A 22,835-nucleotide genomic window follows, 5' to 3' on the forward strand; every position below is an offset into this window, starting at 1 on the left:
AAATCTCAGTGAAAATTTACGCCCTCAGAGGGTCAGATCTCAGTGGCAATCAACAAATCGACAACATCGTGCATGCGCTCAATGCGAAGATCGAAGCTATCGGTGAGGACGACAAGAATTTTGGCGACCTCATCGGCACGAACATCAGGACGCTGTATCGCAACTTGGGCAGAGAGGTGCCAGAGCCGGCGCGAAGCTGCGATGCCTTCGTGCGGTAGGCAAAACGGCCCGAGCCAGCCACTTTGATAGGGATTAGCCGGACGGACGAAAATCCCGCATCGTTACGTGGGCTACCAGCGTATTTTCCGCCTAGTTCTCTAAATGCCAGATGCTTTTCATATCACGTCCAGCAGTCCAGGCAGCAATGGTCGCCTCGTCGGAACAACTGGCCTCCACACTGTCACGGTTGATACGGAATTCGCGGTCCACCAGATAACCCAGCACGACGCAGTCGCTGCCGTAGAGGCCGAGAATGCTGTTTTCGCGCTTGGTGGTCACCCGCACCAAGACAGCCTCGACCGCGCGGCCCTGCCAGACAGCCGTGCCATAATCGCTCAGGTCATCTTGGGTGTCGGTAATCACCCACTTGTCGGCGACGGCGCTCCGGATCAGCTGGGAGGTCTGAGGAAACAGACCTGCTAGGTCATCGGACTTGCCGGTCTGCACCAAGTCTCGCACCAGTTCGGCAATGTCCTTGCGGGCGCCGGCGGCACGCTCCTCATATTCGGCGCGCAGTGCAGCCTGCCGTGTCTCCAACGCGCTGCGCTGGTCGGCAGTCTTGGCAGCGTCGAGCTCTGCTGTTGCCTGTATAGCCTGCTGACGCGCCGTTTCGTCTTTGACTTCTTGCGCAGAGAGCTCGGCCAGACGGATGACTTCGCGCTCCACTTCCTCGGCTTCGACCCAGATCGGTGCGGTGGTGAAGGCAATTTCTGCCTTCCCAAGCGCCTCCGACAGTGTCCGCAGATCGGCCGAGGCAGCATATATGCCCGTGCATTCGCCGCGCTGTGCGGCGACGAAGGCCTGTTCGGCCGAAATGATGGGCTTCAGTCTGGGCTCCGCGAAGAAGAAGGCGATGCTATCGGCACGCTTGGCGAGGGCATTGCCATGTGGCGCAAGGTCCGCGACCGCAGGACAGATACCACCCTGACCGTGGGTCACCTGCAGTAGGCCGAAACCACGCAACGTGGCATTGCCGATGCGGCTGGCAATCGCAGCAGATTCGCCAGCGAGGCGATTGTTTTCGCTGTTAGCATCTATGCCAGCAATGGCGACGATGGGTTTCAACCTACCATCCTCAAACGCTGCGACCAACGGCTGCGCCACACTCGGCGGCAAGGCCAGAAAGTCCCCACGCCTCAGGATAACAAGATCGCTGGTCTCGAGTGGCATGTCACACTGAGCAAGACTAATCCGGTCAATGCCTAAAGCGTCTAGCTGCTGTCGCGCCATTAGTAGGGAAATCTGATTGTCCGGTGGAGTGTGGATCCAACATACGTTGGCCACACCACCATCGACCCGCAGATTACCAACCAGGTCATAAACCAGGTGCGGCGCTCTGCTGTTGCGCAAGACCAGCAAGTCATCGCCGGCGCCCTGGAGTAGGTCGGAATTGGCTGGCGTCACGGCAAGCCCATTGCTGGCAACAGGTCCCTCAGCGACCGTGGAACGGGCGGTCTGCTGGTTGATGAAGCTGTCGAGGCCCTCGCGTAAGTCCATGGCCACGATGGCCTCTTTTGCGCCTCTGAGGGTGCGAACCAACTCGGCGGAGCTCGGTCCTGCAAGAGCTTCCTCGACGTCCATTTGCAGGTCGACGGCGCCTAGAATGTCGTCATCGGTCAGGTTGGTGGCGATGTGGCCCAGCAAGAATTCATTGATGCCGGTCATTTCTTCGCGCGCCGAGGCAATGGCATTGGCCAACGCCGCATCATTGACTTCAGAACGCTGCACGCTGGCAGCGACAAAGTTGGCGTCGCCCGCGACTAGCGAGGCCAGAGCGTCATGGACGACCTGAAGATCCGGCAAAGACGGCCGGGCCAGGCCAGCTTTGACGCGCACGACACCACGAGCCACGCCGATCGTATCTGCAAATGTTCCGCCCGCGTCGGCGAAGCTCGTGACTGAGGCTATAAGCGCCTCAGACCGGGTGACGGCCTCCTCCAACGCCATGCTGGCATTTGCGGTTCGGGCGTCAGCCACCTCAACCTGCTCGGCCGAAACGACGGGCGCCTTGTAGCTGGCCGAAAAACTGCCCAGGTCGTCACCCAGCCCCAGCTGTTCAATTGCCTGCCGTGCCGTCGCTTGCGCAGCCGTGATGCGCTCTGCATTACCTTCGCCTAGCGCCGCGCCTAAGGTCTCGCTCAGCGGCAGCAGGGCAGACACATGGCTCGACATCACATTACTGCTGATATAGGCGAGAACGAAAGCTTCGAGCATTTCGGCCTGGCGCCTAGCTTCCAGCACAGCAGCTTGTCCGGCCTGCTCACGTGCATTTGCCATCGCCGATTGAGCGGTCATGTAGGCATCGTCGGCTGCAAGTAGAGCTTCCAGCGCGCTAAGATGACGCTCGATCGCAGCAGGGTCTTTGCCCTCGCTGGCCTCGCGCAACGCAACGAGTTCGCGGGCTATGGCAATGCCCCCGGCAAACGTCTTTCCCTGTTTATCAAAAGCCGAGACGTCTGCTAGCAGTGAGGCGGCCTTGGTCTTGGCATCTAGCAGCGCAAGGCGATTGGCTTCGGCCGCAATGTCGGCCTTTGTTGCTTCAGCTCCGGCCTCGGCCTTGCCGCGGTTTTCGGCAATATGCGCCACTAGTTCATCTGCTTGGCTGCGCTTTTCGCCGGCAAGGTGATCAACAGAGACGCCGGCATGGCAGGCTAGCAGGGCCTCGTCCCATGCGCTGCGAGCAACAAGGGCGGCGCATTCACCCGACTGCAAATGCAGTTGGGTGAACAGCACGGTCTCGGCCAGGAGATTGACCTCACCGCGCAGCACAGAAATCGCATCACTGGATGTGGCATCTGAGGCACCATTGAGCAGCTTGGCCAAGGCTGCGCGCTTGTCTGTAAGCTCTGCCTGGTCCTGGTCTAAAGCTGTCTGGGCTCCACTCAGAACGGCTTCGAGCGCAAGTTGAGCGCCAACATCCCCAGATTTGGCCTTGGCTGCGATATAACAGGGCGCCAGTGCTGCGCCCCATTCCTTCGCCTGCGTGGCTGTCAGGCACTCGTCAATCGCGGCATTGGCCGCGGCCAATTGCATTCGCGTAGCTTCAAAGCTGCTCTTGTCAGGCGCGCCTGACAAGACAAATGCATCGTATTCCGCGGCGTCGTCAAAGCCCTGCGCCACGGCTGCTTCATAATGATCTGAGTTCAAGAAACCTGCTTCGCTGGCCCGAACGAAATCGTCGCGCCCGGAAAAGCCTCCAGCCTCGGCAGCCTCAATCTCCGCTAGGCTCCGCCATCCTTCTGAAGCAAACCACTCGAGGTCGAATAAAGCCTGTTCGTCGAATACACCTGATAGCCTGAAGGCCTCCAGATAAGCAGCAATGGCGGCCCGGGTCCCTGGGCCGGTCGCCCCATCGACTGTCATGTTGTAATAGCCCAAGGTCTTCAAAGCAGTCTGAGCCCTGCTGTAGAATTCGAACTCGGCGGCCTGCTGCGCGGCACGCTGCGCGTTCTCGGCGGCTCGTTGTTGTTGGGCCTGCTGAGTCTGCTGGCGCTTTATCTGATCGTTTTGGACCCCGAGCCGGATCATTTCTCCAGCAATTCCAAAGAAGGCGCCAACTTCGCGTTGAGCATGCGCCGGATACAAAGTCGCGGCATAAAAAACAACGACAAGAGCCGCAGACAACCAAGCCTTTGGAATCATTATACAGCGCCCCCACAGCCATTTTACAGAGCATACGAACTACATATGCTTGGCGAATGCAATCCGTATTGCCACAGAAGACCTCGACTTGCGGCTCCACTGGTGTGAAGCACGGACTAGTTCCATAGCCAGGCCGACGAAGTGCGTCGGCTGCAGGCCGCGCTAGTGGCAGCGGCAAGGTGCGCTCCACAACCAGTCGAAAATGAGAATAACGAGAACTTTGAATAGGCTGAAGCCGAAGCAGAACGGGTGTCTAAAGAAGGAGCCGTGTTCCACGACTTGACTGACCACATCCTCGCGCAGTTTGTGGTGCTGCGCGTTGAGCCGCATGAAGCGCCTCTAAACACTATGGGCTCAGTGGTGCAAAAGATCATCGATGTCGAGGGCCCGATCCACATCGACGAAGGAGACCGCCGCGCGGCGTTGCTGTTCGGGAAGCAAGAGACTGGTTCGCGCATCGTCACTGCAGTAGGCATGGGCACCTGCTACCTTCGTCGTGGTAACGCACGCGGTTTCCAATGAGCCGCTTATCCGCTTACCACTATCCTGATAAGCAAATTCGTATTGACTTCTGAGTGCCCGATTGTTCTCAGGTCCACCAATGTCTCCTTTCCACCGACAGGCCACCGACAGAGTTAGCGGAACAAAGCGAGATTTGCGCCTGATTTTGAGGCACATGAAGCGCAGTTTCCTTGGGTTTCTTTGCTCGGAAGCTGCTTCGGGAGCAGGGGGTCGAGTGTTCGAATCACTCTACTCCGACCAATCAGCCCGGCCTCTGACGAGGTCGGGCTTTTCTGTTACTGGAACGGTCAGTGCACACCGGTGACCCGATCTGATGGCGGCCGGTGCCCATATTGGCGCGCCGTGCCGGGGACGAGAGACCAACACAACAGCGCCTTGCCCCCTCCCCTAGCCCGGCTTTTTGGCCAGCCAGATATGGTGGCGCTCGCCGCCCTTCTTGCCGCGGGCGCGGACTTTTTCTTCGGTCACGGCAAAGCCGGCGGTGAGCAGGCGCTTGGTGAATGGCGTGCTGGTGTGGGAGGACCACACCGCCAGCACGCCGCCGGCGCGCAGGGCGCTCAGCGTGCGGCGCAGGCCTTTGACGCTATAGAGCTGCTGGTTGGAATCGCGCGTCAGGCCCTCCGGGCCGTTATCGACATCAAGCAGGATGGCGTCATAGAGATTGTCGCCCGCCAGCATGGTGCCGACATCGCCCAGACGGATGCTGACTCGCGGGTCGGTCAGGCAGGTGCCAAAGACCTCAGCCATCGGGCCGCGGGCCCAGTCGACCACGGCGGGCACCAATTCAGCCACGGTGATGCGGGCGTCGGCGGGCAGGATGTCCAGCGCGGCGCGCAGGGTGAACCCCATGCCCAGGCCCCCGATTAACATATGCGGCCGGGGGCGGCCGGCAATGGCCTGCCAGCTCAGGCTGGCCAGCGCCTCTTCGGAGCCAGACATGCGGCTGTTCATCAGCGCGGTGGAGCCGGTCATGATAGAGAATTCGCTGCCGCGCCGCATCAGGCGCAGGTCGCCTTCGCCACCGGGCACGCTGGCCGTATCGAGCAGAGTCCAGGGGGTGACGGCCATGCACACTCGCAAAAACAGAAAGCCGGCCGCGGGGGCCGGCTTTCGTTGAAATATCGACCAGCGTCTAGCGCTTGGCGATCAGCTTCCAGGCACCGGTGACAGTGAGCGCAGCCAGGGCCATCTTGAGAATGTCCCAGACTATGAAGGGCTGCACGGCCTTGGCAAAGGCCGAGCCGAGCACATTGGCCTGGTCGATCCAGCCGGCCTGGCCAGCCATCAGGGCGAGCCAGGTGAAGCCGAACACGAACATCACGGCATTACCGGCCAGCATGGCCGAAAACAGCGCCAGCGGCTTGCCCGAGGCGCCGCGATCAGCCGCAAAGCCGACGATGGCGGCCAGCGCCACAAAGCCGAGCAGGAAGCCGCCCGTGGGGCCAACCAGATAGACCAGGCCACCGCCAGTGGCGAACACGGGCAGGCCCATGGCGCCTTCGAGCAGATAGAGGCCGACCGTGGCGACGCCGATGCGCATGCCAAAGGCGGCGGCCAGGGCGGCAATGGCAAAGCTCTGCAGCGTCACCGGAACAGGCCAGACTGGCACGCTGATCTTGGCGCAGAGGGTAATCAACAGCGTGCCAAGCACGACAGTTGCCAGAGTGGACGCCAGCTTGGCAGCGACACCCTTGGGCTGATAGAGGCCAAGGAGCGTGTTGGACGTGGTCAACGTGACGGCCATTTCATACCTTCCATGTAACGACGGGAACCGGCATCCATTTGCGGGACGCACGACAATTTGAATGTCCATCTCATAATCTGCCGCCAGCGGGAGTGCAATGGCCGCCACCCTCACCTTCAATAGCCAATTTGATCCACAGACCGGCGTGGCGGTACCGATTGCTGCGGGGCTGGTGCGCATCACCGCGCCCAATGCCAGCGCCTACACCTTTACCGGTACCAATAGTTTCCTGCTCGGTCACGAGCGTCTGGCGCTGCTGGATCCGGGGCCGGACGACCCGGCGCATCTGGCAGCGCTGCATAGCGCCATGGCCGGGCGGCGGCTCGAGGCGATCATCCTGACCCATACCCATCGCGACCACAGCGCCGCAGCGGCGAGGCTGGCGCGTAACTACGGTGTACCGGTCTGGTTTGGCGGGCGGCACCGGCTGTCGCGGCCGCTGCGGCGCTTTGAGCGCAATGTGCTGCGCCGGTCCTGCGACTGGGATCTGGTTCCCGATCGCACGCTGGTGGATGGCGAGACCATTGCCGCTGGCGACCTGACGATCAGTGTGCACACCACGCCGGGCCATTGCGCCAACCATCTGGCCTTCGGGCTTGGCGACATCCTGCTCAGCGGCGACCATGTGATGGGCTGGAACTCGACGCTGGTCTCGGTGCCCGATGGCTCGATGGCCGATTATCTGGCCTCGCTGGACAAGGTGATCGCCCTGCCCCAGCTGCTCTATGTGCCGGCCCATGGCGGCCCCATTGAAAATGGCCCGGCCTTTGCCCGGGCGCTCAAGGCGCATCGGCTGATGCGCAATGGCCAGGTGCTGGCTGCGGTGCGGGACGGGGCACGCAATGTGCGCGCGCTGGTCACCGCCATCTATCCCGGGCTCAGCCTGCCGGTGCGGATGGCCGCGCAGATGACCATTGCCGCCCATGTGGAATACCTCGAAGACCGGGGCGAACTCAGGGTGTTGCGCCGCCCCTGGGGGACACGCATCACGGCCTGAAAGAGGTCATGCTCGTGGTAATTCGGCGGTCGTGCGCTTCCCTCGCCCTTGTGTGGAGGGGATGAGGGAGAGGCGCCGTCTGGATGACCATGAAAAGCCCTGCCCCCGCGCGCCCTCAGGGGAAAGGGCGATGGCGCCGCCCCCCGTATGGACGCGACACGATCTAGCTTGCAGGAACCGGCTCAACCGGCTCGCTGTCGGGCAGGTTCACACTGGGGGTGTCGCGCAACAGCGTGGTCACCGCGACGTCAAGATCGGCCAGGAAACGCTCGATGCGCTGGCCATTGGCGCCAAAATCATGGGGGGCATTGAGCGAGGCCGACCGCATATCGACACGGGCGCTGGTGGCGTCGCCGGTGACGCGCACCACGACTTCCTCGCGCCAGCCGGGAATGGTCATGGTCTGGGCATTGATCAAGGCAGGGTCCAGCGCCGCGTTGGGCGCCCGCAGCAGGCGTACATCCCAGCCATGATCGGCGATGCTCTGCTCAACCAGGGCAAAGGTCTGCGCCTGTCCCAAAGGATAGGTGCGGGTCTCGGCATTGGGAAAGACGATTTTGGCCTCCGCCTTGCTGAGCAGTCTGGGCGGCGGCATGGCCGCCGTTCCGGGCTCAAATACCAGCGGCAGCAGCCCGCGTGTCGTGGTGGCAATATCGGTGACCGGTGGATATTTCAGGGCCAGACTGCCGTACCAGGCAAAGGGCAGCAGACACAGCAGGCCGAGCAAAAGGCCGGAAAACGCCTTGCCCCAGCCTACATCGCCGGTCTGCCACAGGCGCGCCAGGGCGAGCACGGAGACCAGAACGGCGATTAGCGCCACGAGGCCCGCGGCGAGAGCGGCGACCAGAAACACATCACTGGTGGTCAGTCGCAGCCGGTGCAGCAGCACCGAAATGATGACGAGCGGCACCGCGACGTTGCCCAGTCGGCGCGCCCAGATAGCCCATCGCGATGTCCGGATCAGTATGCGCACGCTGCCGCCACCGCTTCACTACCCCGTTTTTGCGGCATGATACTACTCGTCATAGAAGCAAGGTATTGCCCGAGTTTGAAGATTTGTCAGCAGCCCGTCACTTCGTCTTGGTCGCGCCGACATTGATGGGGGTGCCGCGCTGATCGAGTGCGCCGCCGCACATGGCCTTGATGGCTTGCCATTCCGCCGGGGTGAAGGGCGGTTCAAGGCCGCTGGGCCGGTCCTGGCCCAGACGGTCCAGCGCGGCCTTGCGATCATCGGTGAGTGGATGGGTGCTCAGCAGCGCCAGCGCCCGGGCAAAATCATCGTCTTCGCCGACGCGATTAAGCAGATCGACCAGGCCGCTGGCATCGAACTCCAGGCGGTGGGCGACCTGGGCGGCAAAGGCATCGGCCTGCCGCTCGGCATCGCGCGAAAACCTTGCATCAATGATGGTCGAACCCAGACCGGCGGCCACCGATATGCCGGTCATATCGCCCAGAATGAAGCCGATCAGGGCACCGGTGCCAGCCGAGGAGATCAGCTGCTCCATGCCATGCCGATGGGCGACGTGGCCAATCTCATGGGCCAGCACGCCGGCGAATTCATCGGGGGATTGGGCCTGATCGAGCAGCGCCGACAGGAAGAAGACCTGCCCGCCCGGCAAGGCGAAGGCATTGGGGATGTCGGAGCGAACGATATTGATATCGAGCGCAAAGGGCGAGCCGCTTTCGGCCATGGCCGCCTGACCAAAGCGGGTCAAGGCGCGGTTGGCCAGACTGCCGGGTTCGGGATCGCAGATCTGCAACCCGCCCAGGCTGGATTGGAGCTGGCTGGCCACGGTTGCGCCCAGGCGGAGTTCCCAGGCCGGTGGCACCAGACCGACAATGCGGCTGGCCAGCAGGGGGACGCCATAGAGATAGGTGGCAATAACCGCCACCAGCGCCAGCGTCGCGGTGACCGCAAGGCGCCGCTGCCGCGTGGTTTCCCGGCGCTGCTTGGTCCCCAGCACGGGCAACGTGGCCCGGATGCGGGCAATGGTGTCGGCGCCGCGCACCACCACGCGCGCGCCCGCCGGCTGGCCGCTGGCGGCCAGCCGCATTTCGTCGCGGCGGCCCGGCACGAGGTAGAGGTCGCTGGCGGCCCAGCGGGCAATTTCGCTACCGTCGGCCGCATCACCAATCAGCAGCGTGCCGCTGTCATATTCGGCAAGATAGTGCAGCGCCACCGTATGCACCGTCGCGCTCTGACCATCGTAATAGCGCCCGACAATGGTCATCAATAGGCCCCCACATTGAGGGCATCGGCCAGGCCTTCACCGGCCAGCGCCTTGTCCTCGCCGCGCGCCCGCACCGCGTTCAGGCTCTCGATACCGGCAATGCTGGCGCCGGTGGCGATCAACCGCCAGAAGCCCAGACCGATGAACAGCTCCGTCATCAGGGTGAAAGCGCCCAGCATCAGCAGATAGCCAAAGATGATGGCCGCCAGGGTGATCAGGCTGCCCTGCATCTGGCGAAAGAAGATTTCGAGATCAAAGCCGCCGCCGGCAAAAGCCTCGCTGGCCAGCACGCCCAGCACGACAAGACCGCCAATGGCCAGCACGGCAAATGCCGCGATCAGGGCCAGGCCGCACAGCACATATTGCCAGATCAGGGCGCGCCCCGAGACCGTGACGGTCACCACCGCGCCGCCGAGCCGGACGCTTGAATACATCGCGCTGAGTTCGCGGGCCTGATAGCGCAAGGCCAAGGCGCCAATCAGCAAGGCCGCGATCACCAAAGGAAGGTAGGCGCGCGGCTCGGCAAGGCCATCGGTGGACACGCCCAGCGCCATGCTGATCCCCAGCCCGGCGCCGCCCACCACCAATACCGCGCCATAGGTCAGGTAGAATGGCAGGGCAAGCTGCTTCCAGCTGCCGAGAAAGCCGAACCGCAGATCGCCGTACCAGCTATGAACATAGCGATAGCGCCAGAGGCTGGCGGCCATGAAAGGATAGGCCAGCCCTGCCGTGGCGATCAGCAGCAGGCTCCAGCCGAACCGGCGCAGGGCATAGGCCCAGCCATTGCCGGTCTGATCGAAGCGGATGCCGCGCCAGAGCGTGCGCGAGAGGCGGAAATCGCGGGCCCGATAGATGGCGTAGCCGGCCAGAAACCACAGCGTGACCCCAATGATGCCATAGCCGGCAATCGCCGCCTGGTTCGATTGCGTGGAGAGATAGAAAACCATGGCGTAGAGCGGCAGGAACACGGCCACCGCGATGAGGAACCCCACCAGCAATTGCATGGCGGTGCCGGTATATTCGAGGTTGTCGCCGGCGATTTCGGTATTGGACCAATAGAATCGGCGCTTCCAGGTAAGCAGCCAGAAGCGATACAGGCCAATGGTGGGCACCAGCAGCGCATAGCCGCGCAGCAGCAAGCCGGCCAGTTCACGCCGTGTCCCCGTGAACACCACTGGCACCGGGCGCCCCGGACCGTGCTGCATGACCATGCTCAAACTCCCCGCCTGTCTCGGGTTTTAAGCCAGACGGCCAGCAATGGAAAGCGGGGGACCCGTGCCAAATTACGGATAGAGCCGCTCGCTGCTCCAGGCGTCGCCGCGGGCCTTGCGGGTAAAGCGGACGCGATCATGCAGGCGGAACTCGCCGTCCTTCCAGAATTCGATGCTGGTGGGGACGATGCGGAAGCCGGACCAATTGGCCGGGCGCGGCACCTCGGCGTCATCGATCCGCGTCGCCAGTTCGGAGACGCGGTCGAGCAGGGTCATCTTGCTGTCGAGCGGCCGCGACTGCAGCGAGGCCGACGAGGCAATCTGGCTACCCTTGGGGCGGCTGGCGAAATAGGCGTCGGCCTCGGCCGTCGTCACCACCTCGACCGGACCGCGCATCCGCACCTGGCGGCGCAGCGATTTCCAGTGCATCACCATGGCGGCCTTGGGCTGGGCCACCAATTGTTCACCCTTGGTGCTGTCAAAATTGGTAAAAAATGCAAAGCCGCGTTCGTCGCGCCCATTGAGCAGCACCATGCGCACGTCGGGCATGCCGTCGGCATCGACACTGGCCACAGCCATGGCATGGGGATCATTGGGCTCGGCCTCCTGGGCCAGCGCGAACCATTCCTCGAACAGTGCAAGGGGATCGAGCGCGGTGCGGTCGCTGTCATCGAACAGGCGTTCAGTCAGGGTCTGGAGCATATCAATCTCATCTCATCGTCGCGCAAAACTGGACAAGCCGGGGGCCCGTGGCCATATAGGACTCGAAACCGGGGCGAAGCAACGCCCGCATTAATTGAATGGACCAAATGCGCGATCCCTATTCCGTGCTTGGGGTGCCTCGTTCGGCTAGCGAAAAAGACATCAAGTCCGCCTATCGCAAGCTGGCCAAGAAGCATCACCCTGACCAAAATCCAGACGATCCGACAGCGCACAGCAAATTTGCTGAGGCGTCCAACGCCTATGACCTGCTCAATGACAAAGAAAAGCGGGCCCAGTTTGATCGCGGCGAGATCGATGCCGATGGCAATCCCAAATTTGCCGGCTTTAATCCGGGTGCCGGGCAGCGCGGTGGTGGCCGCACGGCGCAGGGTGGTTTTACCGCTGAGGACATCCTCAAGGAGTTCATGAGCGGCTTTGGCGGGCAGCCACGCGGCGCGGCCGGTGCTGGTCGTGGCCCGGCTGGTGCCGGCGGCGCACAATGGGACCCGTTTGCCGGGGCCAGCGCTGGTGGTGCTGCGGGCGGACGCACCATGAAGGGCGAGGATGTGGTGGTCAACGCCACCGTTTCGCTGGAGGATGCCCACAAGGCAGCCGCCATTCAGGTGCGCATGCCCAATGGCAAGATGCTGTCGGTCAAGCTGCCCGAAAAGGTCGAGGAAGGCCAGCAGATCCGCCTCAAGGGCCAGGGCTCACCAGGCCTGGGCGGGCCAGGCGACGCGCTGATCACCGTGCGTTTTGCCAAATCCAAGCAGTTTCGCCGTGATGGCGCCGACATCCGCACCGATGTGCCGATCACCCTGTACGAAGCCGTACTCGGCGCCAAGGTCCGGGTACCGACGCTGGATGGCTCGGTCGAGCTCAACCTGCCGCCGGGCATGGATACCGGCAAGGCGCTCCGCCTCAAGGGCAAGGGGCTGCATGGCGATGGCGATCTCTACGCCAATCTCAAGGTCATCCTGCCGCCCGGCGGCGATGCCGACCTTGAGGCCCTGGCGCGCTTCATGCGCGACCAGAAGCCCTACAAGGTGCGGGACTAATCGCGCGGGGCCGCAGCCCGCAGCAGCCGGTCATTGATGGCTTCGCCCAACCCCTCGTCGGGAATGGGTGCAACCGCGATCATGTCCGCCCCTGCCGCGTCAAGTTCATGCAGCATGGCGAACAGATTGCGGGCGGCCTCGTGCAGATCGCCACGGGGCGAGAGGTTCCGCACCGGACCGGCAAATTCGGGCCCGTTGCCAAAGGCCAGATAGGCTTCGCCGGCGCGCGGCGTGCTGTTGAGCCGCAGCAGCGCCCGGGGGGCATAGTGGCTCGCCAGCATGCCCGGCGCCGCCAATGCCGTGCCCTTTGGGGCGACCGCAACTTTCACGCCCAGAGCCTGCTCAATCGCGTTGCGGGACATGGCTCCGGCGCGCAACTGCACCAGCTTATCCCCCTCGATCCGCACAATGGTGGATTCCACCCCCGCCCGGCAGGGCCCGCCATCGAGCACCGGCACCCGTCCGGCAAAGCCGATGCGCACCTGCTCGGCGGTGGTTGGCGACAGGCGCCCGGACGGATTGGCCGATGGTGCGGCGAGGGGTCGGCCCACCGCGGCCAGCACAGCCAGCGCCACGGGATGATCGGGAATGCGGATCGCCACGCTATCGAGCCCGGCCATGGCGATACCGGCCAGGCCATTGCCGGGCCGCACTGGCAGCACCAGCGTCAGCGGCCCCGGCCACAGCGTCGCCACCCGGCGGGCCAGCGGCGAAAACTCGGCCAGCGTTTCGGCCATCGCCAGATCAGCGCAATGGATGATCAACGGGTTGAAGCGCGGTCGCCCCTTGGTCTCATAGATGGCCAGCACGGCGTCAGCATTGGTGGCGTCGGCCCCCAGCCCATAAACGGTTTCGGTCGGAAAGGCGCATAGCTGGCCGGCGCGCAGCAGGACGGCGGCGTCGTGCGCCGTTTTCGGGTCGGAATGGGTCATGGCGTCCTTCGCGATCTGCTGCGTTGTTTGACAACGCCAACGGGGCGCGTCAAGACGAGGATGCAAGAGCATAGGAGCCCAGCCCCGCGTGAGTACGCTGCTTGTCAGTCAATCGAACTATGCCGACCACGCTACGCCACAAGGCCATCCCGAGCGCGCCGACCGCCTGCTCGCCGTCGAAGAGGCGCTGGCTCGTCCACGTTTCGACAAGCTGATTCGGCGCGAGGCCCCGAGCGGGGATCTGATGCTGACCGAACTGGTGCATGACGCCCGCTATATGGCCAGGCTGCGCGATGCGCGCCCCGCCGAAGGCATTGGCCAGCTTGATCCAGATACCTTTGTTTCGGCCACTTCGCTGGCTGCAATCAGCACCGGCCTGGGCGGCGCCCTGGCGGCGCTCGAGGCGGTGTTGCTGGGCGAGGTCGACAATGCCTTCTGCGCCATCCGTCCGCCCGGTCATCACGCCGAAATCGCCACGCCAATGGGCTTTTGCCTGATCAATACAGTGGCCATTGCGGCGCGGGAGGCCCAGCGCAAATATGGCGCCGAGCGCATCGCCATCATCGATTTTGACGTGCACCACGGCAATGGCACCCAGGACATCTTCAAGTCCGACCTCAGCGTGTTCTACGCCTCAAGCCATCAGATGCCGCTGTTCCCCGGCACCGGTGCGGCCAGCGAGACTGGCGTCGGCAATATCGTCAATGCCCCGCTCGATCCCCATACCGATGGTGCGGCCATGCGCGAGGCCTATCTCACGCGCATCATCCCGGCCCTGAATGACTTCTCTCCCGACCTGATCCTGCTTTCGGCGGGTTTTGATGCCGACGGACGCGATCCGCTGGCGCAGTTGAACTGGAACTCGGCAGACTATGGCTGGCTTACCGGAAAATTGATGGATGTGGCCGACCGCCGCTGCGGTAACCGCATTGTTTCGCTGCTCGAAGGTGGCTATGACCTCAAGGGGTTGGCCGGCGGTGTTTCGCACCATGCGGCCATGCTGATGGACGGCGCCATTGGGCGCCTGGACGAATAGGAATTTGCTGATGGCGGACAATGACGACGTAAAGACTCTGAGCTTTGAGGCTGCATTGGCCCAGCTCGAAGAAATCGTCGGCAAGCTGGAATCGGGCAAGGCCCCGCTGGCTGAGTCGATTGCCATCTATGAGCGTGGCGAGGCCCTCAAGGCCCATTGCGAAGGCCTGTTGAAGGCTGCCGAAGCCCGTATCGAGAAGATCACTCTGTCGCGCGATGGCAATCCGACTGGCACCGAGCCGCTCGACGCCTAGTCATTCTTGCCAACGAGACATCATGAACACGAAAACGCTACGCAATTTCCGCATTATCCTGTGGGTTCTGGTCACCGTGGTGGCGATCGGCGCCACCGCCCTCTACGTCTTCCAGCCCCCGGCCCGGCCGCTCGGCATTACCGGGCAGGAATTTGCGCTGAACTCGACCAAGGGCGGCGCCTTCACCCAGGATGATCTGGCGGGCACGCCCAGCCTGATCTTTTTTGGCTACACCTACTGTCCCGATGTGTGCCCGACGACGCTGGCCGAAACCACGGCCATTCGCGACAAACTTGGCCTGGCGCCCGATGACCTGCGGATCATCTTTGTTTCGGTTGATCCCGAGCGCGACACGCTGGAAATGGTCAAGGAATATGTCGAAGGCTTTGACCCCAGCGTCATCGGACTGGTCGCCAGCAGTCTGGAACAAACTGAAAATGCCAAGGCGGCCTTTGGCGTGTTCTCGGAAAAGGTCGGCGAGCCCGGCGACCCCTATTATCTGGTCAACCACACGGCGCTGACCTTTCTGGTCAATGCCGACGGCACCTTCCAGGGCACCATTGCCTATGAAGAGGACCAGGACACCGCAACGGCCAAGGTCAAGCGCCTGGTACAGGGATGAGCGAGCGCATCCGCCTCGATCTGGCGCTGGAGCAGCGCGGCCTGCTGCCCAGCCGGGCCCGCGCCCGGGACGCCATTCTGCGCGGCACCGTCACGCTCAATGGCGTCACCGCCGTCAAGCAGAACCAGATGGTGGGCAAGGACGACATCGTCGAGCTCAGCGATCCGGCAGCCAACTATGTCTCGCGCGCCGCCCTTAAGCTGGTGGCGGGACTTGAGGCCGGCGGCATCGACAGCAATGGCAAGATCTGCGTCGATATTGGTTCATCCACCGGCGGCTTCACCCAGGTTCTGATGGAGCGCGGCGCCAGCCGGATCTATGCCGTTGATGTCGGCCACGACCAGTTGCACAAGCGCCTCAAGGGCAGCGACCGTGTGGTCAGCATGGAAGGCGTCAACGCCAAGGATCTGACCGCCGAGATGATCCCCGAGCCCATCGATCTGCTGGTCTCCGATGTCAGCTTTGTCTCGGTTACCAAGGTGCTGGCTGCGCCATTGGCGCTGTGCGCGCCGGGGGCCGATGCGGTGATCCTGTTCAAGCCGCAGTTTGAGGTCGGCCGGAAGAATGTCGGCAAGGGTGGCATCGTCACCAGCCAGGAGGCCATCGACACGGCGCTGACCGAGATGATCGCCTTCATGGCCGCCGAGGGCTTCACCCACCGCCTGTCGATCCCCTCGCCCATCACCGGCGGCGACGGCAATACCGAGACTGTGGTGATTTTCCGGAAGACTGCAACGCTGGGCTGAGTGAGCCCGGTGTGACGTCCAAGCCCGCAAAAATTTGCGATCCCCAGCGCGCATAAGCCAGCCTAGTCGGCCTCAGCGCTGGCACCATAGCGCAAGCCATCGATGAGCAGGCCCACCATGCGCCGCCCCAACGCCGTGTCGCCATCCGGGCCGGGCGCGGAAAGTCGCGCAATGGCGCGCAACAGCTCGTCGGGATCGGTACCGGCGCGGATGTCGCCAGCAGCGACGGCCGCGCCCAGCAGTCCTGTCAGGGCGGGCCGCAGCCGCGCGTCGAAATAGGCCGGCAAGGCCTCATAGGCGGGATCGCCGGAATGCAGCGCATCGGCCAGGCCGCGTTTGGCTGAGATGAAATCAACAAAGCGCTGTGCCCAGGCCGCCAGCGCGTCGCCCGGCTTGTTGGTTTGCGCCAATTGGGCGGCCGCGTCGGCGCAGGCGTCAAGTTCGCGGCGAAACACCGCCTTGATGAGATCGGCGCGCTGCGGGAAGTGACGATAGAGCGTGCCGACGCCGACCCCTGCCCGCTCGGCGATCTCCCGCACGGGCGCGTCGACGCCGGCGCTGGCAAATACCGCCTTGGCCGCCAGCAGCAGGGCATCAAGATTGCGCTGCGCGTCGGCCCGCACGCGCGGCTTCTTTCCCTGTTCGGTCTGGTCCGGCAAATCCTCGGTCACCGATGCTCCCCATACAAAACGGAACAGCGTTCCGTATAGTGTTGACAAACGGAACGCCGTTCCGTATTTAATCGGAACAACGCTCCACTTCATCCATTTAGCATGGCCGAGCAGCATTCGCCAAGCACCGCAATCAAGCCGGCTGCGTCGATTGCGGCAATCCAGGGCGGCGCTTTGGCTGGGGTGGGGCGGTCAACACAAGGACCATTCTTCAATGACCAGACTGCTTTCTGAAGCCCTGCATATCCCCACCAATGCGCCAGTACCGGTGATCTCTGTGGCCCCCGTTACGCTGTCGGCACCGGGACGGGCGCTCGATCTTGAAGTCCGCATCAGCGCGCCGGTCAGCGGGCACGATTTGCCCGTCATCGTGCTGTCCCATGGCCATGGACCCTCGCTCTATCTTCCCTCGCTGCATGGCTATGGCCCGCTGGTCAATTTCTGGGCTGCCCATGGTTTTGTCGTCATTCAGCCCACCCATCTGAGCGCCAGGAGCTATGCCTTGGGCAGCGAGACCCCCGGCGCGCCCTTGTTCTGGCGCTCGCGTGTCGAAGACATGTCGCGGGTTCTGGACCAGCTCGACGCCATCGAAGCTGCCGTTCCCGGCCTCACTGGACGATTGAACCGCGACCGCGTCGCCGCCGTGGGACACTCGATGGGCGGGCAGACCGTCGGCATGTTGCTGGGCGCGCGCCTGACCGACCCCAGGGATGACACGGCGATCGACGTCAACCTGATGGACAGCCGCTTCCGGGCGGGCGTGTTGCTGGCCGCTCCGGGCAGTGGCCGCCACCTCAGCAGCTTTGCTGCCGAGAACTATTCGGCTCTCAACCCTGACTTCTCCCATATGACGACACCGGCACTGGTGGTTGCCGGGGATGCCGATATCAACCCACACCTCAATGTGCGCGGCGCAGCGTGGCATGCCGATCCCTATCATCTCAGCCACGGACCCAAGAGCCTGCTGACCCTGGCCGGCGGCGGACACGGACTCGGCGGCATCGCCGGCTATGATGCCAAGGAGACAACGGATGAAGATCCTGATCGCCTGGGGGCGGTGCAGCGGCTGAGTTGGGCCTATCTGCGCAGTGCGCTCGATCCGGCTGATCCGGCCTGGTCTGCGGCCTGTGCCGCCCTGCAGGGTAGCGCGAAATCGCTTGGGTCGGTTGAAAGCAAGTAGCGGCCAGACCGCGTTGCACCATTCACCGGCCTCGGTGCGGGCAAGGCAACCAGCTTTTCCTCGGGCAAATGTCCGGGGGAAGCACCAAGGCTGAATTGCCTAGTTCCGCTCGAACCCTACTGCGCCCTCACGGCCTGTCTGGCCACGATGGCGGAGATAATGGTCGGCCAGCACCAGCGCCATCATGGCCTCGCCAACCGGCACGGCGCGAATGCCGACGCAGGGGTCATGCCGGCCCTTGGTGATGATGTCGGTATCCTCATTGCTCGTGGTCACCGTCTGGCGCGGGGTGATGATCGATGAGGTCGGCTTGACGGCAAAGCGGCAGACGACGGGATCGCCATTGGAGATGCCCCCCAGGATGCCGCCAGCCTGGTTGGAGAGGAAATAGGGCTTGTCGGCGCCCGCCCGCATCTGGTCGGCATTGTCGACGCCGGTCAGGCTCGCTGCTTCAAAGCCCGCGCCGATTTCCACCGCCTTGACCGCGTTGATGCTCATCATCGCCGAGGCCAGATCGGCGCTCAGCTTGCCATAGATCGGCGCGCCCCAGCCCGCCGGCACGCCCTCGGCGACCACTTCGATCACCGCCCCGACCGAATTGCCATCCTTGCGAATGCCATCGAGATAATCGGCCCAGTGCGCGGCCGCCGTCGCGTCGGCGCAGAAGAACGGGTTCTGGTCGACCTGCGCCCAGTCAAAATTGGCATAGTCGATCTTGTGCGGGCCCACCTGCACCAGGCTGGCGCGAATGGTGACGCCACCGAGCACCTGGCGGGCGATGGCGCCAGCGGCCACCCGCGCGGCCGTCTCGCGGGCCGAGGTGCGACCGCCGCCACGATAGTCGCGGATGCCGTATTTCTGGTCATAGGTATAGTCGGCGTGGCCCGGACGGTATTTGTCGCGGATTTCCGAATAGTCCTTGGAGCGCTGATCGGTGTTCTCGATGACCAGCGAAATCGGCGTGCCGGTGGTGCGCGGCCCATCGGTGCGCTCATCCTCGAACACGCCAGAGAGGATTTTGACCGCGTCGGCCTCACGCCGCTGGGTGGTATATTTCGACTGGCCCGGCTTGCGGCGATCCAAATCGCGCTGGATGATTTCGGGGGTCAGCGTCAAGCCGGGGGGGCAGCCATCCACCACCACGCCGAGCGCCGGCCCATGGCTTTCGCCCCAGGTGGTGAAGCGAAACAAAGTCCCGAAAGTATTGAACGACATGGCGCGGCCCCGGATGTTGCGGACGTTTTAGGGGCCTATGGCCAAGCGGTCAATCAACGGCCCGGGCTGTCGGCGACATCCCAGGTATTGGTCGCCGAATAGAGCGTCATGCGCCGACCGGCAAAATGGGCGATCACCCCCTGCGGCGGCGGCCAATTGAGCACATCGACCCGTTCGGTGCCTTCCACCAGGTGCCGCAGCACGCGCAAGACGCCGCCATGGGCGACCACGACCGTGTGCTGGGTCAGTTCATGGGCAAAGCCGAGCAGGCGCGTCGCCACATCGGCGTAGTTTTCGCCACCCTCGGGCCGGAAGTGCCAGTAGCTGGCGTCGCGTTCCCCGGGCGCCTGGGCCAGTTCGCTGCTGAGTTCGGCATGCAGCCGCCCTTCGAGCTCGCCAAACGAAATCTCGATCAGCCGCTTGTCATGAATCACCGGCGGCAGGTCCATGGCAAAGGCGGCCCGCATGCGATCCATGGTTTCGGCGGCGCGGCTGAGGGGGGAGGCAAACCATTTCAGCGATGCCGGATCGACGCCGTCGCGCTCGAGCAGTTCGCGCAACAGGATGCCATTGGCATCAGCCTGCAGCTGCCCCGTGCGGTTGAGGGGGATGTCCATGCTGCCCTGGTAGCGCTGCTCGCGGTTCCAGTCCGTTTCCCCGTGCCGGGCAAAATAGAAGTCGGGCCATTGAAAGTCCGTCGTCGTCATACCTGCTCCTGCCGACCTGTTGCCAGCTATCGGCGAACTGGCTGACCCGCCGGTCTGGCCGGGTTCAGCGCTTCGCCCAATGTGTTGTCGCGCCGTTTCCCGCCGACATTCCGATACCAGTATCAACCTAGTGCATTTCACCGTTAATGCCACCGGCCAGATCGCTTGACAGCTATGCTGCACTCACGCCCGCGTCATCACGGCGCCTCGAGCGATGGCGTTGACGCCGCTGCCCGCCTTGCCCATGATTTCCCGTGCTGGAGCTGCGGCCACGCTTGTGGCACAAGCCAGCTCGACGGTGCAAGTTCACCGCTATTCAACCAACAGCCAGAATACGGTTCTTCCATGCCCCTTTCCGCCTCAGCGATCGTCTCCCAGCTCAGTGCGCTGCTCGGCGCCAATGCCGTGATCGGCGAGGCCGCTCAGATGGGGAGCTATCTCAACGAACCGCGCAAACGCTTTCACACCGGGGCCGCCGCCGTGGCCATGCCCAGCTCGGTCGAGCAGGTGCAGGCGATCATGCGCTGGGCCAGTGAAAACGCCGTCGGCATCATCCCGCAGGGCGGCAATACCGGACTGGTGGGCGCGCAGGTGCCGCTGCGGGGCGATGAGGTGATCGTCAGCCTGGCCCGGCTCGACCGCATTCGCGCCATCGACACCGCAGCAGGCACGATGACCGCCGAGGCCGGGGTGATTCTGGAGAATGCCCACGCCGCTGCCGAAGCGCATAACACCATCTTCCCGCTCTGGCTGGCCTCGCAGGGCTCGGCGCGGATCGGCGGGGTACTCTCGTCCAATGCCGGCGGGGTCAATGTGCTGGCCTATGGCAATGCGCGCGAGCTGACCATGGGCGTCGAGGCGGTGATGGCGGACGGTCAGCTCTATCAGGGCCTGAGCTCGCTGAAAAAAGACAATACCGGCTATGATCTGCGCGATCTGCTGGTGGGGGCCGAGGGCACGCTGGGCATTATCACGGCCGCGACGCTGAAACTCTTTCCGAAGCCGGAAGACTACGAGACCGCCATCGTCAACATCGCTGGCCCCGAAGCGGCGCTGCCGCTGTTTGAATTGCTGCGGGCGCGCATTGGCAGCCGGCTCAACGCCTTCGAGATCGTGCCGCAGATCGGGCTGGAGATGCAGCTCAGGCATGGCTTTCTCGATCAGGACCCCACTGCCGGGCCATCGCCCTGGTATGGGCTGATCGAAGTGGCGCGCATGCAGGGCGGCGAGGCCGGCAGCCTGATGAGCGCTATCGAGACCGCGTTCGAACAGGGTCTGATCGACAATGCGGTGTTTGCCGAATCGCTGGCCGACCGCACCCGCATGTGGGCGTTTCGTGAGCAGATGAGCGAGGTGCAGTCCAGGGAAGGCGCCTCGATCAAGCACGATGTGTCGGTGCCGATTGCCGCCGTCCCGCAATTGATCGCCGAGGGTATTGCGGCGGCTGAGCGCGTGTCGCCCGGCATTCGCGCCGTGCCGTTCGGGCATATGGGCGATGGCAATATCCACTTCAATTTCAGCCAGCCCGCGGGCGCCGATCCCAGGGCGTTCATGGCCGAGTATGACGAGAAGCTGCACGCCGCGATCTATGAGATTGTGCTCAGGCTGGGCGGCTCGGTTTCGGCCGAGCATGGCATCGGCCAGCTCAAGGTCGAGCTGCTCAGGCAGGTCAAGGATCCGGTGGCGCTGGCGCTGATGCGCACCATCAAAACCGCGCTCGATCCCAGGGGCATTCTCAATCCGGGCAAGATGCTGGGCTGACAGTCACATTTTGGTGCCGTCTTGTCCTCGCCGGCAAACCGTCCCATTTAGTGCACCATGTTGCTCAATATTGCTTTTCTCGATGACGCCACGCGTCCCCCCGCCCCCAGACTGGAGGGGTTGACCGCCGCCCAGCGTCAGCCCGGTGAACATTTGCGGATGATCCACGATCATCTGCGCGACAATATGAAAACGCTTGGCAAGCTGATTGAGCGCGCCAAGGCCGGCAGTGTCACCCCGGCGGAAATCGCGGCAGAGACCGCTGATCTGGCCATGGTTGCCAATTTTCGCCGTTTCGGCAATCTGTGCGGCCAATACTGCCAGATCGTGCACACCCACCACTCGATCGAAGATTACGCAATCTTTCCGGCGCTGGCCGAACAGGGGCCGGTGTTCAAGGCGATTGCTGACCGTCTCAAGGCCGAGCACGTGGTGGTGCACGAGCTGCTGCTGGCACTGGTCGATGCGTTGAACGCCCTGGCCGGCGAGCCGACCCAGACGCGCTTTGACGACACCAGGGAAGTGTACCTGGCCCTGGAGCGCGTGCTGCTGTCCCATCTCGGTTATGAGGAAGAGGCTATGGGCGACGCACTGGGCTATTTCGAGATCGGCGTCTAGAACAGATCCAGCTGCCCGCCGCCGCCCGCCATCTTCTTGATCGGCTCCGGCTTCGCCACCGTCACCGGCGCGATCAGGCCCGGATCATCGTCACGCGCCGAATTGACCCGCGTCGAGACCGGATGAAATTTCAGCGCGCCATCGGGTAGGGGCAGGGCCAGTTGCGCGGCGCTGTTGGCGCGCACGTCACGCACATTGAGCCAGTCATCGATTGCCGATCCCTCCAGAATGGCGGGCATCCGGTGGTGGATGGCGGCGAGTTGATCATTGCTCGGCACGGTGATGGTGGCGAGGCTGTCGATTTCCTCGCCCTCAGGCCCGCTCCAGGTGGCGTAGAGCCCGGCCAGCGCCATCGGCCGGTCATCGGCAAAAGTGATGTAATAGGGCTGCTTGGATTTGTCGGGATTGGTGTGCCATTCGTAATAGCCGCTGGCCGGAACGATGCAGCGGCCATGCTTGAGCGCGTCGCGAAAGGCAGGCTTTTCCCCCATGGTTTCCACCCGCGCATTGACCAGCAGCGGAAATTCGCGCGGATCCTTGACCCAGCGCGGCACCAGGCCCCAGCGGGCAAAGTGCGCTTCGCGCCTTCCCCCCTCCTCCCAGATGGCGGCCACCGGCTGGGTCGGGGCGATATTGTAGCGCGGCACCAAGTCGATGTGGTTGAGCAGGGCGAACAGCTCTTCCATCATTTCGGCCGGAAGTGTGGAAGCGTAGCGACCGCACATGTTCGGTATCTCCCAATTGGCCAACAACAGGTAGTCTGTGAGG

The 22,835-nt window shown here is 63.5% G+C and carries 23 protein-coding genes; 11 read left to right on the forward strand and 12 right to left on the reverse strand.

The features are described from left to right. A partial coding sequence (locus tag ABFY71_RS15960; RefSeq protein WP_347946952.1) for a hypothetical protein occupies positions 1-218 on the forward strand: 218 nt, incomplete at its 5' end. A 91-nt stretch (positions 219-309) separates the two neighbouring features. Here ABFY71_RS15960 and ABFY71_RS15965 read toward each other — a convergent pair. Further along, positions 310-3,861 (reverse strand): peptidoglycan-binding domain-containing protein, encoded by a 3,552-nt coding sequence (locus tag ABFY71_RS15965; protein WP_347946953.1) that lies wholly within the window; start codon positions 3,859-3,861, stop codon positions 310-312. A 267-nt stretch (positions 3,862-4,128) separates the two neighbouring features. Between ABFY71_RS15965 and ABFY71_RS15970 the strand changes: the two genes are divergently transcribed. Beyond that, positions 4,129-4,383, forward strand: a complete 255-nt coding sequence (locus ABFY71_RS15970; protein ID WP_347946954.1) for a DUF3320 domain-containing protein — start codon at positions 4,129-4,131, stop codon at positions 4,381-4,383. 387 nt (positions 4,384-4,770) lie between these two features. Here the strand turns inward: ABFY71_RS15970 and ABFY71_RS15975 are convergent, their stop codons facing one another. Both ABFY71_RS15975 and ABFY71_RS15980 read right to left on the reverse strand, forming a co-directional pair. Continuing rightward, a complete protein-coding gene (locus ABFY71_RS15975; RefSeq protein WP_347946955.1) occupies positions 4,771-5,451 on the reverse strand; it encodes a spermidine synthase in 681 nt (226 codons plus the stop codon). A gap of 64 nt (positions 5,452-5,515) precedes the next feature. After that, the gene (locus ABFY71_RS15980; RefSeq protein ID WP_305576665.1) at positions 5,516-6,127 is read right to left on the reverse strand and encodes a biotin transporter BioY; all 612 of its coding nucleotides are present in this window, start codon (positions 6,125-6,127) and stop codon (positions 5,516-5,518) included. A gap of 97 nt (positions 6,128-6,224) precedes the next feature. Between ABFY71_RS15980 and ABFY71_RS15985 the strand changes: the two genes are divergently transcribed. Continuing rightward, a complete protein-coding gene (locus tag ABFY71_RS15985; protein WP_347946956.1) occupies positions 6,225-7,124 on the forward strand; it encodes an MBL fold metallo-hydrolase in 900 nt (299 codons plus the stop codon). Positions 7,125-7,287: 163 nt separating this feature from the next. Here the strand turns inward: ABFY71_RS15985 and ABFY71_RS15990 are convergent, their stop codons facing one another. The 4 genes from ABFY71_RS15990 to pdxH all read right to left on the reverse strand — a co-directional run bounded on the left by ABFY71_RS15990 (position 7,288) and on the right by pdxH (position 11,268). Next, positions 7,288-8,097 carry a DUF1499 domain-containing protein gene (locus tag ABFY71_RS15990; protein WP_347946957.1) on the reverse strand — a complete coding sequence of 270 codons (810 nt, stop codon included), beginning with the start codon at positions 8,095-8,097 and terminating at the stop codon, positions 7,288-7,290. Between the two features lie 97 nt (positions 8,098-8,194). After that, complete coding sequence (locus ABFY71_RS15995; protein WP_347946958.1) at positions 8,195-9,355, reverse strand: M48 family metallopeptidase; 1,161 nt, start codon at positions 9,353-9,355, stop codon at positions 8,195-8,197. Then, positions 9,355-10,566, reverse strand: a complete 1,212-nt coding sequence (locus ABFY71_RS16000) for a DUF898 family protein (RefSeq protein ID WP_347946959.1) — start codon at positions 10,564-10,566, stop codon at positions 9,355-9,357. Before ABFY71_RS16000 ends, ABFY71_RS15995 begins: the two co-directional genes overlap by 1 nt. Before the next feature lie 72 nt (positions 10,567-10,638). Beyond that, complete coding sequence (gene pdxH / locus ABFY71_RS16005; RefSeq protein ID WP_347946960.1) at positions 10,639-11,268, reverse strand: pyridoxamine 5'-phosphate oxidase; 630 nt, start codon at positions 11,266-11,268, stop codon at positions 10,639-10,641. Positions 11,269-11,375: 107 nt separating this feature from the next. Here pdxH and ABFY71_RS16010 point away from each other — a divergent pair, with 107 nt between their 5' ends. Continuing rightward, positions 11,376-12,326: a DnaJ C-terminal domain-containing protein gene (locus ABFY71_RS16010; RefSeq protein ID WP_347946961.1), complete on the forward strand. Its 951-nt coding sequence runs from the start codon at positions 11,376-11,378 to the stop codon at positions 12,324-12,326. Here the strand turns inward: ABFY71_RS16010 and ABFY71_RS16015 are convergent. Then, complete coding sequence (locus ABFY71_RS16015) at positions 12,323-13,258, reverse strand: L-threonylcarbamoyladenylate synthase (protein WP_347946962.1); 936 nt, start codon at positions 13,256-13,258, stop codon at positions 12,323-12,325. The two genes, ABFY71_RS16010 and ABFY71_RS16015, sit on opposite strands and share 4 nt — an antisense overlap. An 88-nt stretch (positions 13,259-13,346) precedes the next feature. Here ABFY71_RS16015 and ABFY71_RS16020 point away from each other — a divergent pair, with 88 nt between their 5' ends. Genes ABFY71_RS16020 through ABFY71_RS16035 form a run of 4 tightly spaced genes read left to right on the forward strand, consistent with a single transcriptional unit; the run spans position 13,347 to position 15,915 of the window. Then, positions 13,347-14,294: a histone deacetylase family protein gene (locus ABFY71_RS16020; protein WP_347946963.1), complete on the forward strand. Its 948-nt coding sequence runs from the start codon at positions 13,347-13,349 to the stop codon at positions 14,292-14,294. 10 nt (positions 14,295-14,304) lie between these two features. Further along, the gene (locus ABFY71_RS16025; protein WP_305576683.1) at positions 14,305-14,547 is read left to right on the forward strand and encodes an exodeoxyribonuclease VII small subunit; all 243 of its coding nucleotides are present in this window, start codon (positions 14,305-14,307) and stop codon (positions 14,545-14,547) included. Positions 14,548-14,569: 22 nt separating this feature from the next. Continuing rightward, positions 14,570-15,169 carry an SCO family protein gene (locus tag ABFY71_RS16030; RefSeq protein WP_347946964.1) on the forward strand — a complete coding sequence of 200 codons (600 nt, stop codon included), beginning with the start codon at positions 14,570-14,572 and terminating at the stop codon, positions 15,167-15,169. Continuing rightward, positions 15,166-15,915 (forward strand): TlyA family RNA methyltransferase, encoded by a 750-nt coding sequence (locus ABFY71_RS16035; RefSeq protein WP_347946965.1) that lies wholly within the window; start codon positions 15,166-15,168, stop codon positions 15,913-15,915. The genes ABFY71_RS16030 and ABFY71_RS16035 overlap by 4 nt, the downstream gene beginning before the upstream one ends. Before the next feature lie 62 nt (positions 15,916-15,977). Here ABFY71_RS16035 and ABFY71_RS16040 read toward each other — a convergent pair whose 3' ends face one another. Next, positions 15,978-16,586, reverse strand: a complete 609-nt coding sequence (locus ABFY71_RS16040) for a TetR/AcrR family transcriptional regulator (RefSeq protein ID WP_347946966.1) — start codon at positions 16,584-16,586, stop codon at positions 15,978-15,980. A gap of 214 nt (positions 16,587-16,800) precedes the next feature. Here ABFY71_RS16040 and ABFY71_RS16045 point away from each other — a divergent pair, with 214 nt between their 5' ends. Then, positions 16,801-17,766, forward strand: coding sequence for an alpha/beta hydrolase family protein (locus ABFY71_RS16045; RefSeq protein WP_347946967.1), 966 nt, complete (start codon positions 16,801-16,803; stop codon positions 17,764-17,766). A gap of 99 nt (positions 17,767-17,865) precedes the next feature. Here ABFY71_RS16045 and aroC read toward each other — a convergent pair whose 3' ends face one another. Together aroC and ABFY71_RS16055 are read right to left on the reverse strand one after the other, a co-directional pair. After that, a complete protein-coding gene (gene aroC, locus ABFY71_RS16050; protein ID WP_305576693.1) occupies positions 17,866-18,981 on the reverse strand; it encodes a chorismate synthase in 1,116 nt (371 codons plus the stop codon). Positions 18,982-19,034: 53 nt separating this feature from the next. Further along, positions 19,035-19,688 (reverse strand): histidine phosphatase family protein, encoded by a 654-nt coding sequence (locus tag ABFY71_RS16055; RefSeq protein ID WP_347946968.1) that lies wholly within the window; start codon positions 19,686-19,688, stop codon positions 19,035-19,037. A gap of 345 nt (positions 19,689-20,033) precedes the next feature. Here ABFY71_RS16055 and ABFY71_RS16060 point away from each other — a divergent pair, with 345 nt between their 5' ends. Together ABFY71_RS16060 and ABFY71_RS16065 are read left to right on the forward strand one after the other, a co-directional pair. After that, positions 20,034-21,449 (forward strand): FAD-binding oxidoreductase, encoded by a 1,416-nt coding sequence (locus ABFY71_RS16060; RefSeq protein WP_347946969.1) that lies wholly within the window; start codon positions 20,034-20,036, stop codon positions 21,447-21,449. A 57-nt stretch (positions 21,450-21,506) separates the two neighbouring features. Continuing rightward, positions 21,507-22,067, forward strand: coding sequence for a hemerythrin domain-containing protein (locus ABFY71_RS16065; RefSeq protein ID WP_347946970.1), 561 nt, complete (start codon positions 21,507-21,509; stop codon positions 22,065-22,067). Here ABFY71_RS16065 and ABFY71_RS16070 read toward each other — a convergent pair. Further along, a complete protein-coding gene (locus ABFY71_RS16070; RefSeq protein ID WP_347946971.1) occupies positions 22,064-22,792 on the reverse strand; it encodes an SOS response-associated peptidase in 729 nt (242 codons plus the stop codon). The genes ABFY71_RS16065 and ABFY71_RS16070 overlap by 4 nt on opposite strands. Between the last annotated feature and the right edge of the window lie 43 nt (positions 22,793-22,835).

This window comes from Devosia alba (assembly GCF_039938915.1).
Lineage (GTDB): Bacteria > Pseudomonadota > Alphaproteobacteria > Rhizobiales > Devosiaceae > Devosia > Devosia alba.